Source organism: Pseudomonas sp. JS425 (genome assembly GCF_018223845.1).
In the GTDB taxonomy this organism is placed as follows: Bacteria; Pseudomonadota; Gammaproteobacteria; order Pseudomonadales; family Pseudomonadaceae; genus Aquipseudomonas; species Aquipseudomonas asiatica.
The window spans coordinates 3,121,193-3,135,858 of sequence record NZ_CP073661.1 but is presented as its reverse complement, the minus strand read 5'-3'; the positions used below and the strand labels follow the sequence as shown (position 1 = coordinate 3,135,858).

General features: G+C 56.9%; 13 protein-coding genes and 1 pseudogene. 6 read left to right on the top strand and 8 right to left on the bottom strand.

Annotation, left to right across the window (positions count from 1 at the left end; genetic code table 11):
- Positions 1–13: 13 nt before the first annotated feature.
- The gene (gene istB, locus KDB76_RS14690) at positions 14–769 is read left to right on the top strand and encodes an IS21-like element helper ATPase IstB (RefSeq protein WP_038408850.1); all 756 of its coding nucleotides are present in this window, start codon (positions 14–16) and stop codon (positions 767–769) included.
- Positions 770–854: 85 nt separating this feature from the next.
- Positions 855–1,856, top strand: a pseudogene (locus KDB76_RS14685) (PQQ-binding-like beta-propeller repeat protein); the annotation flags it as partial.
- A 206-nt stretch (positions 1,857–2,062) separates the two neighbouring features.
- Here the strand turns inward: KDB76_RS14685 and KDB76_RS14680 are convergent.
- Positions 2,063–2,986 (bottom strand): LysR family transcriptional regulator, encoded by a 924-nt coding sequence (locus KDB76_RS14680; RefSeq protein WP_200873963.1) that lies wholly within the window; start codon positions 2,984–2,986, stop codon positions 2,063–2,065.
- A gap of 133 nt (positions 2,987–3,119) precedes the next feature.
- Here KDB76_RS14680 and KDB76_RS14675 point away from each other — a divergent pair, with 133 nt between their 5' ends.
- The 3 genes from KDB76_RS14675 (at position 3,120) to KDB76_RS14665 (ending at position 6,002) form a co-directional block, all read left to right on the top strand.
- Positions 3,120–4,538, top strand: a complete 1,419-nt coding sequence (locus tag KDB76_RS14675) for a coniferyl aldehyde dehydrogenase (RefSeq protein WP_038410329.1) — start codon at positions 3,120–3,122, stop codon at positions 4,536–4,538.
- 88 nt (positions 4,539–4,626) lie between these two features.
- Positions 4,627–5,304, top strand: a complete 678-nt coding sequence (locus KDB76_RS14670; protein ID WP_038410328.1) for a type 1 glutamine amidotransferase domain-containing protein — start codon at positions 4,627–4,629, stop codon at positions 5,302–5,304.
- A 71-nt stretch (positions 5,305–5,375) separates the two neighbouring features.
- Positions 5,376–6,002, top strand: a complete 627-nt coding sequence (locus tag KDB76_RS14665) for a glutathione S-transferase (protein WP_038410327.1) — start codon at positions 5,376–5,378, stop codon at positions 6,000–6,002.
- A gap of 214 nt (positions 6,003–6,216) precedes the next feature.
- On the opposite strand, the gene KDB76_RS14660 is transcribed toward KDB76_RS14665, so the two are convergent.
- The 5 genes from KDB76_RS14660 to KDB76_RS14640 all read right to left on the bottom strand — a co-directional run bounded on the left by KDB76_RS14660 (position 6,217) and on the right by KDB76_RS14640 (position 11,976).
- The gene (locus KDB76_RS14660) at positions 6,217–8,178 is read right to left on the bottom strand and encodes a methyl-accepting chemotaxis protein (RefSeq protein ID WP_038410326.1); all 1,962 of its coding nucleotides are present in this window, start codon (positions 8,176–8,178) and stop codon (positions 6,217–6,219) included.
- Positions 8,179–8,837: 659 nt separating this feature from the next.
- Positions 8,838–9,110, bottom strand: a complete 273-nt coding sequence (locus tag KDB76_RS14655; RefSeq protein WP_235208025.1) for a hypothetical protein — start codon at positions 9,108–9,110, stop codon at positions 8,838–8,840.
- Between the two features lie 87 nt (positions 9,111–9,197).
- Complete coding sequence (gene istB / locus KDB76_RS14650; RefSeq protein ID WP_038410325.1) at positions 9,198–9,953, bottom strand: IS21-like element ISPre4 family helper ATPase IstB; 756 nt, start codon at positions 9,951–9,953, stop codon at positions 9,198–9,200.
- Between the two features lie 20 nt (positions 9,954–9,973).
- Complete coding sequence (gene istA / locus KDB76_RS14645) at positions 9,974–11,488, bottom strand: IS21 family transposase (RefSeq protein ID WP_038410324.1); 1,515 nt, start codon at positions 11,486–11,488, stop codon at positions 9,974–9,976.
- 173 nt (positions 11,489–11,661) lie between these two features.
- A complete protein-coding gene (locus KDB76_RS14640; protein ID WP_235208024.1) occupies positions 11,662–11,976 on the bottom strand; it encodes a hypothetical protein in 315 nt (104 codons plus the stop codon).
- Positions 11,977–12,204: 228 nt separating this feature from the next.
- On the opposite strand from KDB76_RS14640, the gene KDB76_RS14635 reads away from it, so the two are divergent.
- A complete protein-coding gene (locus KDB76_RS14635) occupies positions 12,205–12,681 on the top strand; it encodes a helix-turn-helix transcriptional regulator (RefSeq protein WP_038410323.1) in 477 nt (158 codons plus the stop codon).
- A 257-nt stretch (positions 12,682–12,938) separates the two neighbouring features.
- On the opposite strand, the gene KDB76_RS14630 is transcribed toward KDB76_RS14635, so the two are convergent.
- Entirely contained in the window at positions 12,939–13,427 is a 489-nt protein-coding gene (locus tag KDB76_RS14630) for a hypothetical protein (protein WP_049870844.1), read from the bottom strand.
- A gap of 374 nt (positions 13,428–13,801) precedes the next feature.
- A complete protein-coding gene (locus KDB76_RS14625; protein WP_038410519.1) occupies positions 13,802–14,536 on the bottom strand; it encodes a metallophosphoesterase in 735 nt (244 codons plus the stop codon).
- Positions 14,537–14,666 lie beyond the last annotated feature (130 nt).

Sequence of the window (14,666 nt, the reverse complement as noted above, 5' to 3'; positions counted from 1 at the left end):
AAGGAATCCCACCATGCTGCCCCATCCGACCCTGGACAAGCTCCAGACCCTGCGCCTGACCGGCATGCTCAAGGCACTCGCCGAGCAACTGAAAACCCCCGACATCGACAGCCTGAGCTTCGTGGAACGCCTCGGCCTGCTGGTCGACCGCGAACTGACCGAACGCGACGACAAGCGCCTCAGCAGCCGCCTGCGTCAGGCCCGGCTCAAGCACAACGCCTGCCTCGAAGACATCGACTACCGCAGCCCGCGCGGACTCGACAAGGCGCTGATCCTCCAGCTGAGCAGCGGTCAGTGGTTACGCGACGGACTCAACCTGATCATCAACGGGCCCACCGGCGTGGGTAAAACCTGGCTGGCCTGCGCCCTGGCACACCAGGCCTGCCGAGAGGGTTACAGCGTGCGTTACCTGCGCTTGCCGCGCCTGTTGGAAGAGTTGGGCCTAGCCCATGGCGACGGGCGCTTCGCCAAGCTGATGAGCGGCTATGCCAAGACCGACCTGCTGATCCTTGATGACTGGGGCCTGGCCCCGTTCACCGCCGAACAGCGCCGCGACATGCTGGAGCTACTGGACGACCGCTACGGCCAGCGCTCGACCCTCGTGACCAGCCAAATGCCCGTGGACAACTGGCACGAACTGATCGGCGATCCAACCCTGGCCGATGCCATCCTCGACCGCCTGGTGCACAACGCCTACCGGATCAACCTCAAGGGCGAGTCGATGAGAAAGCGGGTGAAGAAATTGACGGCGCCGGGCGCCTCAGACTAACAATGCAACCCCTGCGTCGCTGCGCTCCGACTGCCTGTCCGAATGATCGTGGAACAGGTGTCCGGATCAGCGTGGGCTGAGTGTCCGAATGGCGTGGAATCCGCAGTTTACTCATCATGACCTCTGGGACATGGACGTACCTAGCCAGCCGACGCTGATCGATCTCGATACGCCTGAGGGGATAAAGCAGGCACTGATTCAGCCTACGAAGCAAGGCAGTCTCTATGTTCTAGATCGCATTACAGGCAAACCAATCGTACCAATCCGCGAGGTTGCCGCGCCCTCTGGCGCCGTGGAAGGAGATCACACGGCACCTACTCAGGCCGTTTCTGACCTGAACCTGCTCCCTCCCCCTTTGGAAGAGAAATCAATGTGGGGTGTTACGCCCTTCGACCAATTGATGTGCCGTATTCAGTTCAAGTCCCTCAGATACGAGGGTCAGTACACCCCGCCTTCCGTGCAGGGGAGCATCATCTATCCAGGCAACGTAGGCGTCTTCAACTGGGGGTCGATATCAGTTGATCCGCACAAGCAGCTGATCTTCAGCAATCCTAATTACATGGCATTCGTATCCAAACTGGTTCCCCGCGACGAAGTGTCGGCTGACAGTAAACGCGTCAGTGAGACAAGCGGCGTGCAACCCAATACGGGAGCTCCCTATGCAGTCATCATGCACCCGCTAATGTCGCCCTTCGGTGTACCTTGCCAGGCGCCTGCGTGGGGTTATGTAGCAGGCATAGACCTCAAAACCAACGAAGTCGTTTGGAAACACAGAAACGGTACGTCGAGAGACAGTTCACCCATTCCGATAGGTATGAATCTCGGCGTGCCAAGTATGGGAGGATCAATCATTACTGCTGGCGGGTTGGCTTTCATGAGCGGCACGCTTGACCAGTACCTCCGTGCCTACGATCTCCACACGGGTCGCGAAATTTGGTCTGCGCGCTTACCGGCGGGCGGTCAATCAACACCTATGACCTACACGGGTAAGAAAGGAGAACAGTACATCCTGTCCTTCGTAGGTGGCCATGGTTCGCTCGGCACCAAAATGGGTGATTATGTCATTGCCTACAAGCTCGAAAGATAGGGCTTTTAGGTAGCTATGCAAGCGTAGGGTTTGGGTCGCTGCTGGCACCCTAAGGGGAATCCAGCGGCGAACCTTTTGATACAGAGACGCGGTCATCATTGGCCTGACGACGGTAGCGCTAGATGGAGGATCGCATACGATCAATGACTGCGTTAACCGTGAGCGGTTCGCGCCCCAATCCACAAAAGCGGCAGCGAATCGTTTTGTCAGCCCAGGCGGCCTTCCCTTAGCCGCCAAAGAAGCGCCTGCCTGGCGTGGGCAACCCTGGGCTGGCGCAAAGCACTTGGTGTCCAAATCAGGTAATAGCTTCGGCTTGAGTGGCCAACCGGCGCGGGTAGTTCCTGAAGCTCGCCCTTTTCGATGAATGGCCTGCAGAGGTAATCAGGAAGAGCGCTCCAACCGAAGCCGTCAATAAGCAGTGTTCGTAAAGCCCTCAAGTCCTGGCCCACCATGGCAGGCATAGCGTTTTTCAGTGTGACTCTGTTCAGGGCCAGCCAATCATCAATGAGCGGCAAAGCAAGGCTGTAGGCAAGTATCGGCTCATCCTCAAGCGCGATTATGAAGTCGTTGGCGGCAGCAAGTCGCTGTGCAACTACCGGAGAGGCGACTGCAATTATGTCATCGGTATACAAAAGCTCACCGCGCAACTGTGGGTTGGTAGGAGCCGCGGCAGAAATACCCAAGTCGCATTCACCCTCCGTTAGCAAGCGGCAGATCGACTCATGGTTCCCGCTTTGCATTCGAATGCGAATCCCTTCTTCCAGCAGCGGCTTCAACTGCCTGGAAATTACCTCTGCGAGAAAATCAGCGTGGCCTACGATCTGCAGTGCACCTGCTAGCTCAATAGAGCGGGCTCTTGCGGAAGCAAGTGCTGCCTCCGCGTCATCCAGTTTGTCGCCGATGTCTGCAGCAAGCTCCTTCGCTGCAGAGGTGGGCTCTACACCACGAGCTTGCCTGTCAAAGAGACTTCTCCCAATCGCGGCTTCTAGACCCGCGATGTGCTGCGAGACGGCGGGTTGCGTGAGATTGAGCGTGCGAGCCGCGCCAGTTATCGAGCGCTGCCGATACACCTCAACGAAAGTCCTCAGTCTTAGAAGTGACATACCGTACTCATAATACTGTTTATGCATGCCCCAAAATACTCTGTCTATTCACTGTCGGGCTAGCCCCCTAGGATGAGCGCACAGATTGAACGCAGTCGTCAGTGACCCAAGGTGCAGGCGCGGACTCTGCTAATTCAAGCATCTACCGAGGAGAAGAACGATGAGCTTCCAGCCGAGTGTTGACGATTTGAAGATCATATTACGCACAATGAAACGGGCACATCTTGCTACAGGCCCTGCTGATGCGGCGCTTCGAAAAGACCGACTGCTTCGTGGCGCCAGGTTGATTCGCGAAAACCACTCAGCCATCAGCGCTGCCATCAACGCCGATTTTGGTAATCGCAGTATCTATCAGTCGATGATTGCCGACATGGCCACTACAGTCAAAATGCTTGAAGACTCGGCAATGAACGTAGAGCGATGGATGAAGCTTGAGCAGGTTGAGAGTCCTGGCCAAGGTATGCAGGCTTGGATTGAGCAGCAGCCGCTTGGCGTCGTCGGGATCATCAGCCCTTGGAACTTCCCGATCAACTTGGCGTTTGGCCCTTTGGCAGGTGTGTTTGCAGCCGGCAATACGGCCATGCTCAAGCCGTCGGAGCTGACGCCAAACACGTCCGAATTACTGGCCGAGCTTATCGCGGGGTATTTCGACCCAGTCGAACTCGCCGTCGTTCTGGGCGATGCCGGTGTGGGAGCTGCTTTCAGCGCGTTGCCATTTGATCATCTGGTGTTCACTGGCAGCACTGCCGTAGGTCGTCATGTCATGCGGGCGGCGGCAGAGAATCTAACGCCGGTCACTCTCGAATTGGGAGGGAAGTCGCCGGTGGTAGTTGCGGAGGACTATGACCTGAACAAGGCAGTCGAAAGAACCCTGACCATCAAAACCTTCAACGCCGGTCAGATCTGCCTGTCACCTGATTACCTGATGGTAACCGAGGCGCAACAGGAACAGTTGGTGATCCTCAGCAAGCACTTCATCGAAAAAACATTTCCCACGGTCATCGCCAACCCTGAGTACACCTCAATCATCAACGAGGGACACTTCAAGCGACTGATCGCCCTTCTGACTGATGCGGAGAAAAAGGGCGCTACCCTGATAAATCTCGCACCTGGGAACGAGCCAGCTTTTGACCGTGCCACTCGCAAGATCGCACCCCACCTGGTGCTCGATGTGACCGAAGAAATGGCGATCATGCAAGAAGAAATTTTCGGGCCACTGCTCCCGGTAAAAACTTACCGCAGTGCTTCTGAAGCTATCGCTTACATCAATGCAAGCCCGCGACCTCTGGCAATCTATTACTTCGGCGATGATGACTCTCAACAACAACAGTTTGTGCACCAGACGACCTCAGGTGGCCTGGTAATCAATGACGTCATGACCCATGCGTCAATTGACAGCCTACCCTTCGGTGGCATCGGTGCTTCGGGTATGGGGGCATACCATGGTATTCACGGCTTCCGTCGCTTTACCCATGCGAAGCCGGTAGTAGTGCAGAGTGAAGACGGCGCGTCGAATCTCCGATTGCGGGCGCCCTACGCGGAGAAAGCTGGGGTGCTGCAAGCGTTCTTTACCAACTAAGCAGTTGTCTTGCTGTACTGGCTAGTACTGAAAATGCCCACGGCTGACGCTGTCATCGAGGGTGCAACCTAACGTTGAGGAAATTGTGATGAAAGTTTTGATGGTTTTGACGTCTCACGGCCAATTGGGTAACACCGGCTTGAAAACAGGATTCTGGCTTGAAGAGTTCGCCGCGCCCTACTACGTGTTCAAGGATGCAGGAGCCGAAGTTGTTTTGGCATCGCCGGCAGGCGGTCAGCCACCGCTTGATCCGAAAAGCGAGCTGCCAGATTTCCAGACTGAAATGACCCACCGTTTTAACGGCGACTTAGAGGCGCATACAGCTTTGGCAAATACGGTCAGACTCGACTCGGTGAGTGAGGAAGGGTTTGATGCCGTGTTCTACCCAGGCGGACATGGCCCTTTGTGGGATCTCGCAGAGTCGGAGACCTCCATCAGCCTGATTGAGTCCTTTGAACGTGCGGGCAAGATACTTGGCTTTGTTTGCCACGCACCAGGTGTGCTGCGTCACGTCAGCACTGCTGGCGGTAGCCCACTAATCAAAGGACGCCGCGTTACTGGCTTTACCAATGGTGAGGAGGCCGCAGTCGAACTGACGGAGGTTGTGCCATTCTTGATCGAGGACGAGTTCCAGAAGCTTGGCGGTCTCTATGAAAAAGGTGGTGATTGGGCACCATTCGTAATCGAGGACGGCAGGCTGATCACCGGACAGAATCCAGCGAGCTCTGAGGGCGTAGCCAAGGCACTGGTCGCTCAGCTGAAATAAGTAGTAGGCCTGCCTGGACTCCTCAAGAGTTCAGGCGCGGCACAATCCGACACTTCCAAATGAGACCTTCCATGATCAAACTTCACCACCTCAACGCATCGCGCTCTCTGCGAATTCTGTGGCTGCTAGAAGAAATGGGCGTGAAGTACGAGCTGATTCGCTACCAACGCGACCCCGTCACCCAACTCGCGCCGGACACCCTCAAAAACATTCACCCGCTCGGCAAGTCGCCGGTGATTGAGTTTGAGAATCAGGTCATGGTTGAGTCAGGAGCCATCGTTGAGTACCTAATCCGCCGATTTGCGCCGGAGCTGGAACCCCCAATTACCTCTCCAGACTACGTCCCTTATCTGCAATGGATACACTTCGCGGAAAGCTCTGCGATGGTGCCGATCCTGCTTAAGGTTTTCACACAATTCGAGTCCAATTCAGGCACGAAGCTGAATTTCCTTGATGGCTACACTCAGACCGAATTCGGCAAGGTCTTGGGCTTCCTGGATGACGTGCTTGCAGACAAAACCTTTATCGTGGGAGACAAATTGTCGGGAGCTGATTTCATGCTGGCTTTCGTTGCCACGACAGTCGTCGAGCAACTCGGTGAAGGGCACACGCATCCACACCTCTCTGCCTACCTCCAACGTTTGACCTCCCTGAATAGCTGGAAGCGAGCAGTGGAATTGGAGCAACAAGGCGTCTGATGCATTTCGAGCGCGGCACTGAAGAGCGTCCGCTGTAAGCAGGATGCTCAACGTTCACCCAGCGCCTTTCCTACATTTGGCTTGGGGAGTCTGAACAAGGCAGCGCCGCAATCTCTTGTCTCAGAACAGTCCAACCCATCAGTCCGGTTGCCCAGCTGGACGACCTCAATACGCGTCACTGGGCAAACAAACTGGCCATGTCATCGTACACCACTCATGCAGTCCGAAAGCGACCCACCAACTCTTGTTGATGCTCAGCCAGGCGGGCCAACTCCTGACTCGTGACAGCCGTCTGTTGAGCTCCAGCGCTCACTTGAATGACCAGGTCATTGATCTCATTGACACTACGATTGATGTCTTCAGAGACTGCGCTCTGCTCTTCCGCCGCAGATGCAATCTGAATGGTGCGATCCGTGATACGTGCAATGCCCTCGGTGATAGAAGTAAGCAGGTCACCCGCACGCGCTACCCGCTCAGCACCCGATTGTGCTTTACTCAAGGTTTCAAGCATGGAGGTGCTCGCACGATCCGAACCTACCTGCAGCCTGGTGATCATCTGCTGAATACTGCCGGTGGATTCTTGAGTACGTTGTGCCAAGGTTCGAACTTCAGAGGCTACTACAGCGAAGCCTCGACCGTGATCACCGGCGCGTGCTGCTTCGATAGCAGCGTTAAGTGCGAGCAGATTAGTCTGCTCGGCGATTCCACGGATCACGTCAAGCACCGACGAGATTTCATCACACTCACGCTTGAGCTCCACGATGATCGTCGATGTATGCTCTGCCTGGTTCGACAGGTCGTGAATCAGCGCAACAGTCCCATCAACCTCAACACGCCCCTGAGCGGTACTGCTCTGGATCTGCTGCGAAAGGTTGGCAGCGTCGTTGGTGCTGTGCGCTACATCCCGCACAGTAGCGCTCATTTCGTTGATGGCAGTCGCTACCAGCTCTGTGCTTTGACGCTGTTGCTCGACGCTCCGGGTCGTTTGCAGCGTGACTGCCGAGGATTCCTCGGCAGCCGTGGCCACTTGGGCGGTAGCACTTCCTATTTCCTGTACGATCTCCGCGAGTTCATTGGCCATTCGGTTCAGGTTTTCGGCGATTTGACCAAATTCGTCCCTGCTGCGGAAGCTCACTCGCGCTGTGAGATCGCGGTTAGCAAGTCCGTCCAGGGTTGAATTAATCTCCTTCACCGCCTTGCTGATGCTGTTGATAATAAGCCAAGACAACAGAGCCACCATGCACAACGCGAACAACGCACCGACGACGGTTATCCAGAGCGCTCGAATCGCGCCGCCACGGGCATCATCGGCCAGCAACTCAACCCTTTGCGCCAGCGCCTTCTCGATGTCGCCCATCTGATCGATGCGGGCCGTGGCAGTTTTGAACCAGACCTCAGGCTCAACACCCAATGGTTGACCTAATGGCACATCGGATGCGAGTCGCTGCAGCCTGGCCACCTCTTGAGCAGCCGGCGCCTCCTGGCTCTGCTTGAACTTGGCCAGAATTTCAACGGAAGCCTTCCGCCCAAAGCTCTGATAGTAAGCAGAATACTCGCCCAGATTCCGACTAAACCGCGACAGCAGATTGGCGTCGAAATGATCCTGGTTAAAAACCAGGCCAAGCAGCACGCGCTCTCGCCCGGCCCTTTCCTTAAGCTCAATGAATTGGTTGAGGGCATTAAGCGCGTGGATAACGACCTTGCTGCTGACGCGCCCCTCCAGGGAGTGCGTGTAGCCAATCGACGCCCCGATGATCTCTGTGTACCTAGCTCCAGATTCGACGTTGTCGATTGCGAGTTGATCGACCTGTTTGCGCAGGCCCGCAAGGGCGTCTAGCTTACTCAGCAGCGCGTCAAGCTCGGCATCGTTGGCGTTCGGCATGCGCCGGACGGCTTCCAGGGCCGCGTCGCTCTCACTGCGCAACGGGCCCAGTCGATCGCCCATGCTCGCGCCCTTGCTACCAAGGAACACTCCACTGGCACCTCGCTCGCGCTGCAATACAGTGATCAACTGGCTCAGCGACTGCGCTACACGGCTAGCATCAACGGTGTTTTCCATGTCGCGATAGGTTCGGAAATTGTCGGACAGGTACGACCCTGCGAGCACTAGAAAGCCGAGAAGAGGCAAGAGCAAAATGGAAAGAAGCTTCAGACGAAGCGGTGCATTAGTCAGCATGCTTTTAGCCTCGCTGGTAGTAGGAAAAATCAGAATCTCAGGTCTGCTGAGGGCCAAGGGATCGGCCAAAGCGCCACGACATCAAAAGGCCATTATTGTATGGCCATTCAATAAACCACGGATAGCCTCTACCACCCAGCCTTACGGTTGTTTGTACCTATAACTGATGTTGATCAAGAAAAGCTGCTGCGAGCACCAACGCTCGATAGCCGGACGGGCCTTTCCATGATAAGGAGAAAAATGCTGAAGGAGGATGCGAACGCCACTACCGAACCAGATCTCAAATTCAACTTCGAACAACTGTCTTTGCCACCTTGGACTGTAAGCCGCCAATGATCATTTTTGACTTGAACACCAACGATGCCGAGTCTCTTCTTAACCTATGCAAAACCTACGAGCCGCCTCCTGGTGACGCCCGCGAGAATCGCAGGCTAGAAAGTGCCCTCAACGAGCTGAGACAAGCCCTTATCACTCACTTGAGCACTGAGCCGTCGGACTGAGTAGAGAGGATGAGCGTGTTGGCCCCACGAAGACTGAAAGTCTGTGCACGCCAAATCATGGCGAACGTAGTGTGGCAAGAGAATCGCAAAATGAAGGCCGCGATAAATCGGAGGCATAACCGACTCACTGCGGCTCAAAAGGATAGGCTTGAGTTGCTGCTACACGCTGAAACCGTGGCTCGCGAGCTGCGCGCGAAGGTGACTGTCTTTAAGCACCTTTGGGAAACTGACGATCAACTTCCAGATGACGTATACGAACACGATCGGCACAATCACCCCCAGATATCCGCCAAATAACAGCCCCACCAAACTCAGTGGGACAAACAGCAAGCACAGCACAAGTCCCGTTAGCCGCATCTTTTTTATCCAGCTGGTGAAGCCCTCCGCTTCATTGCGGATTCCACGACACTTGGACACCCAGCCCGCGCTCATTTGGACACTCGTTCCACGCGCACTTGGACACCTGATCCACGTCCACTTGGACAGGCAGTCGGAGCGCAGCGACGCAGGGTTGCATTGTTAGTCTGAAGCCCCTGCCACCGTCAATTTCGTCGTGCGCTTACGCATCGATTCACCCTTCAGTTCGATCCGATAAGCGTTGTGCACCAGCCGGTCGAGGATTGCATCGCCCAGGGTCGGATCGCCGATCAGTGCATGCCATTTGTCCACCGGCATCTGGCTGGTCACCAACGTCGAGCGGCTGCCGTAGCGGTCGTCCAGCAGCTCGAGCATGTCGCGCCGTTGCGCTGCGGTAAACGGCGCCAGGCCCCAGTCGTCCAGGATCAGCAAGTCCGTCTTGGCATACCCCGTCATCAGTTTGGCGAAGCGCCCATCACCGTGGGCTAAGCCCAGCTCTTCCATCAGGCGTGGCAGGCGTAGGTAGCGCACGCTGTAACCATCGCGGCAGGCCTTGTGGGCCAGGGCGCAGGCAAGCCAGGTTTTGCCCACGCCGGTGGGGCCGCCGATGATCAGGTTCAGGCCATCGCGCAGCCATTGGCCGCTGCCCAGTTGCAGGATCAGCGACTTGTCCAGCCCACGAGGGCTGCGGTAGTCGATGTCCTCCAGGCAGGCGTTGTGGCGCAGCCGAGCAGCCTTGAGGCGGGTCGTGAGGCGTGTGTTTTCACGCTCGGTCAGCTCGCGGTCGACCATCAGGCCGAGGCGTTCGTCGAAGCTCAGGTCGTTGATGTCGGGCGTCGCCTGTTGCTCGCTCAGCGCTTTGATCATGCCGTGCAGGCGCAGGGTTTGCAGCTTGTCCAGGGTGGGGTTCGGTAGCATTTCAAGGTTCCTTTTGCAGGTCAGTGGTAGTAGCCGGGGCCGCGCAGGTTGGTGTGTTCGTCGGGCAGCAGGGGCAGGTTTTGCTGGGCCAGCGGCAGCCGTTCCAGCCCTTGGCGCAGGATCGATTCAAGGCTTTTGTAGCTGCACGCGCCCAGTGCCAGCGCACGCTGGCAAGCGGCCTCCAGCCGCGCTTCGCCGTGCTGTTTGCTCAGGCGCAGGATGCCCAGGCATGCGCGGAAGCCATGCTGCGGGTGGATTCGGCGTTCGAGGATGTAGGCGATGACGCCAGCGGTGTTGGGCCCTGTCTGCTCGGCCCAGCGGATCAGTCGCTGCGGTGTCCATTCGGCATGCTCGCGATGGCTCTTGGGCATGTGCTCGGTTTGCGTGGTGTGGCGGCCTTTGTGCGGCGAGCGGCGGTGGCTGGCCACACGCTGGTTCGCGTGGAAGCACTCGACGGTCTGGGCGGTCAGGCGCACTTCGAGCTGGTGCTTCACCAGTTGGTACGGCACCGAGTAGAAGTGGCCGTCCACTTCGACGTGGTAGTCGATGTGGACGCGTACCTTTTTCCATTCAGCGTAGACGTAGGGCTGTTCCGGTAAGGCCTGCAACGCAGGTTGGTCGATGGCTTCGAAGGCCGACCGGCGTGAGCCGGGCAGCTTTTTGAAGGGCTTGTGGTTGAGCCGATCCAGCAGCAGTGCGATAGCGGTGTTGAGTTCGCCCAGCGAGAAGAACTGGCGGTTGCGCAATGCCGCGAGGATCCAGCGTTCAACCACCTGGACGCCGACCTCGACCTTGGCTTTGTCCTTGGGCTTACGCGCACGGGCAGGCACGACGGCGATGCCGTAATGCTCGGCCAGGTCGCGGTAGCTGGGGTTGATGTCGGGCTCGTAGCGATGCGCCTTGCTGACGCCGCTGCGCAAGTTGTCGGGCACCAGGATCTGCGGGGCCGCTCCGAGAAACGCTAAGCAGCGCGCGTGCGAGCCCAGCCAGTCAGGCAGCGTTTGTGACCAGGTGGCTTCGGCGAAGGTGTAACTGGATGCTCCGAGAACAGCGACGAAAACCTGGGCCTGGCGGATTTCACCGGTCTGCCGGTCGATGACCGGTACGGTTTGGCCCGCGTAATCGACGAACAACTTCTCGCCGGCGCGGTGCTCCTGGCGCATGGCCACGTCGACCTTGGCGGCCCACAAGCGGTAGTGCTCGCAGAACCAGCTGTATTGGAAGCCTTGCGGGTGGCTGAGCCGGTACTCCTGCCAGAGCAGGGCCAGGGTTACGCCGGGGCGGCGTAGTTCGGTGTGCACCCATGCCCAGTCTGGTATCGGGCGTTGATCGCTGGGTACTGTTGGGGCCGGTGGGAACAGAAGCCGTTCTAGCTCGGCATCCGACAATGACGTTGGCCAAGTCAGCCCGCAGGCGTTGAACCGGTGCAGGTAATTGCCAGCACTGCCGCTACTGATTTGCAGGCTTGCGGCGATCTTGCGCACGGACAGGCCGGCGTCGAACTTTAGGCGTAGTACCTCTCGGATTTTACGCATGGATAAACGCTCCACGACGACCTCTTCGCTTCGAAAAAGAGGTCGATGGTAGTGAATAGTCCTGCGTTGCTGCCTGCCTGAGCTTGGGGCTGATCAGTGAGCGCTCACTGTCCAAGTGCTCGTGGAATCAGTGTCCAAGTGACCGTGGAATGGGTGTCCAAGTCAGCGTGGAATCACTGTCCAAGTGTTCGTGGAATGGGTGTCCAAGTGCGCGTGGAATCCCCAGCTTCATAGAGCTTCTCACCAGCTGCCGTCTTGATTGCGTACAAAATAAAGCCAAGCCGCCCCAGCTTCACGAAATAGAACTCACCCTCCATTCCAGGCTTGAGGTAGGACGCAATGTAGTGCCCTACCCCGACCTTCCGGATCAAGCGTACTGCGCCGCTGGCCTCTTTCAACCTGACGTATGTGTATTCACTCCCTTCTGGAAGGTTGTTGTATGGGCCCATCACTTCCAGGACGCCCTTCACCACAATCGCATCCGACATTGGAAACACTCCATTCCTGCACTGGGCAATCATTCCCGAGTGCGTACATTCGTCCATGCGGACAGCGACAGGCTGTCGCCCCAAGGCACAGCCGCTTCGGCATCTCAAAGCTCACTACCGTGGCCGGAAGCCACAAAGCAATGGCACCCTGATATCCCGATAGAGGCACTATATTGCATGGTTCGGGAGTCGGAAACATGGCTCTATCCTCGATTTCGAGGAATATTGATGCCACTGATGCCGGCGATTGCAGCCTTGGTACGCGTGATCAGAAATGCCAAAGGCCTATCACAGGAGAAAATGTCGGGCTCTGTTGAAGCTCGCCACATGCACAACATTGAAAATGGGCGCTCAAGTATCACCATCGGCAAACTCGAAGCCGTTTCCGCACGACTTGAGGTAGAGCCTGCAGCGCTGGTTGTGCTCGCCTGCGCCTTGGAAAAAGGACTCAGCGATGACCAGGTTCTGGAGTTGCTGAGAAGCGAGTTTCAAAAGATCGACGCGCTGGGCGCACGAGACCGGATCGGTGAGCACTATCACGATGGCAAGGTGAACCGGGTGCGACCAGGTCGGCAAGTCGACCCGCACAAACTCACGGCCATCCGGCAGGCTAAAGCAGCTGGGGAATCCCAGGCCTCTGTGAGTGCACGCTTGGGCCTGCCAAAATCCACTGTCGGTAGGCTCTGGCACTTGCCGGAGGAGTAACGTGTGCTAGCCAGGGCATGAGCAGTCAACCGGGATCTTAGCCCTGATCAAGCGCACGGTCTCTGTCCCCGATGTCCTCATCAAAGCGGTTACCAAGCGATCGGGGCACCCCCATTGCATGCGCGGCTGTACCGAAACGAGAGTGTTCAGCCGAGAGCACAAAAGTACTCCTCCCTTAAGCTGACAATCTCAACGTGCCCGGAACATCAGGCGTGTTCAACTGACCGATCAGGATGGCAACTTTGGTAGCCACTCCATCATGGCTTGGTGAATGCCACGCTTTTGGACGCCGCCACAATGGCTGGGTCGTTGCGGATATGTGCCCTATCAATCAACGACGTTGTGCCCACTGCGTTACTCAAGGCAAGTAATGCCGGCAGACTGATTTTTTTGCGCGCACCTGAGCCGGCCAATACGAACAGCCCTTGACCACAGGCAAAGAAACAATCCTTTGACTCAAGTGCCGGGCCTGTCAGGAAACTACTCCCGGCTTCGAGTTGACCTGCGCTGTCATGCACCACTGCGTGGGCGTACAACACCGTCGGCATATGGGCGAGCCCTTCCAGGTGACGCTCCCATTCGGCGGACACCACAACGTCAAGCAGCATCCACTGACGCACAACATAAAATCGTACGCCGGAAAACTCCTCCGATGCGGCTTTGATAGCCTCGGAATCACTTAATCCCGAGCCTCCAATCACCAAGGCGGGGCCATGCAAGATGTCGGAAATCAGGTGCTGCTCCACACTGCCCTCTTCGATTAAGCGTCAGCGCAATCGCTGACGAATACAGCTGCGCCACACCCTCACAAGCCTCTAACGCCTTACGCGTCTGACCCATTCCGCAGCTCTCTGCCTGGACTCCAAGTACCCCGGGTAATCCAGCACTTCGCTTGGATCAATCGAAACCCTACCCTGGATCACCTTCAGCGTTTTGAGCGCCCTAATTGACTCAGTCACTCGGCGCTCATCAGCACTAAGCGGCTCCCCCACCAGAAGTCTGAGCAGCCACTGGCTAACCTTGCTCGATGCACCCGCGTTACGGCATCGCATGTGACGGCCCAATCTCACCATCCACGCAGTACCAATAACTGCCGACCACACCGACAGTTCGCCGCCGTTCAGACACAACCAAGCTCCACCAAAAACTCTGCGTTGAATCCAGTGGATTCGTTTGGGTAACCACGAGGATTGGAAACGACGCGAGTGGAGCCCACCTGTGCGTCTACAGCCTTGTGGGTGTGGCCGAATACCCACACGTCAGCCTGCAGTACCAAGCCACGCCATTGATTGGCAAAGGCCGACATCACATGGCCGTCATTCCTCTGGCCCGTAACTTCCACCATCGGCGCATGATGGGTGATCACCACAGTCTTCCCACCGAAAGGAGTGCTGAGCTGAGCCTCCAACCAGTCACGCGCTATGTGGTTACGCTTGACCAGATCATCCGGCCTGATTCGGCGATGATCTTCTGTACGGATCTTGCGAAAGTCATTCATGGAATCGCTCACAATCCCTATGGCAAGTAGCTGGTCACCGCTGCTGGTGAAGTCCGTCCAACCGGTCGTCCCGATAAACCGAACATTGCCGTGAACGAACACCTCGTTCTCCAGCACACGCGTGTGGGGTGCAGCAACCGCCTTCATCTTCTCCAAGGTACGGTCAAGATGGCCGCCATAAAATTCATGGTTACCCGCAACGTAGAGACACAGGCAGTTGAACGCCTCGTTCGCCCACTCGACGCCCTTAACCCGCGTAGAGATGTCTCCTGCCAAAATCACCACATCAGCATTGACCATCGGTGGGGAGAATGGGTCGAACTCGTTATGTAGATCGGAATAAACGAGGAGCTTCATGCTTAGCGCTAGCCTTGGCGTTTGTTCAACATTGATCGCAGGAGGCTCGACACCGCGCGATGCCACTTCGATTAGCATCCAACTCGATTTAGCCGTAAATTGATTCATTGACGACCCCAACTGAACACCC

Coding starts and splice junctions, on each gene's coding strand:
- istB (WP_038408850.1), top strand. CDS start 14: ATGCTGCCCCATCCGACCCTGGACAAGCTCCAGACCCTGCGCCTGACC.
- KDB76_RS14680 (WP_200873963.1), bottom strand. CDS start 2,986: ATGCATAAACAGTATTATGAGTACGGTATGTCACTTCTAAGACTGAGG.
- KDB76_RS14675 (WP_038410329.1), top strand. CDS start 3,120: ATGAGCTTCCAGCCGAGTGTTGACGATTTGAAGATCATATTACGCACA.
- KDB76_RS14670 (WP_038410328.1), top strand. CDS start 4,627: ATGAAAGTTTTGATGGTTTTGACGTCTCACGGCCAATTGGGTAACACC.
- KDB76_RS14665 (WP_038410327.1), top strand. CDS start 5,376: ATGATCAAACTTCACCACCTCAACGCATCGCGCTCTCTGCGAATTCTG.
- KDB76_RS14660 (WP_038410326.1), bottom strand. CDS start 8,178: ATGCTGACTAATGCACCGCTTCGTCTGAAGCTTCTTTCCATTTTGCTC.
- KDB76_RS14655 (WP_235208025.1), bottom strand. CDS start 9,110: ATGAGCGCGGGCTGGGTGTCCAAGTGTCGTGGAATCCGCAATGAAGCG.
- istB (WP_038410325.1), bottom strand. CDS start 9,953: ATGCTACCGAACCCCACCCTGGACAAGCTGCAAACCCTGCGCCTGCAC.
- istA (WP_038410324.1), bottom strand. CDS start 11,488: ATGCGTAAAATCCGAGAGGTACTACGCCTAAAGTTCGACGCCGGCCTG.
- KDB76_RS14640 (WP_235208024.1), bottom strand. CDS start 11,976: ATGTCGGATGCGATTGTGGTGAAGGGCGTCCTGGAAGTGATGGGCCCA.
- KDB76_RS14635 (WP_038410323.1), top strand. CDS start 12,205: ATGCCACTGATGCCGGCGATTGCAGCCTTGGTACGCGTGATCAGAAAT.
- KDB76_RS14625 (WP_038410519.1), bottom strand. CDS start 14,536: ATGAAGCTCCTCGTTTATTCCGATCTACATAACGAGTTCGACCCATTC.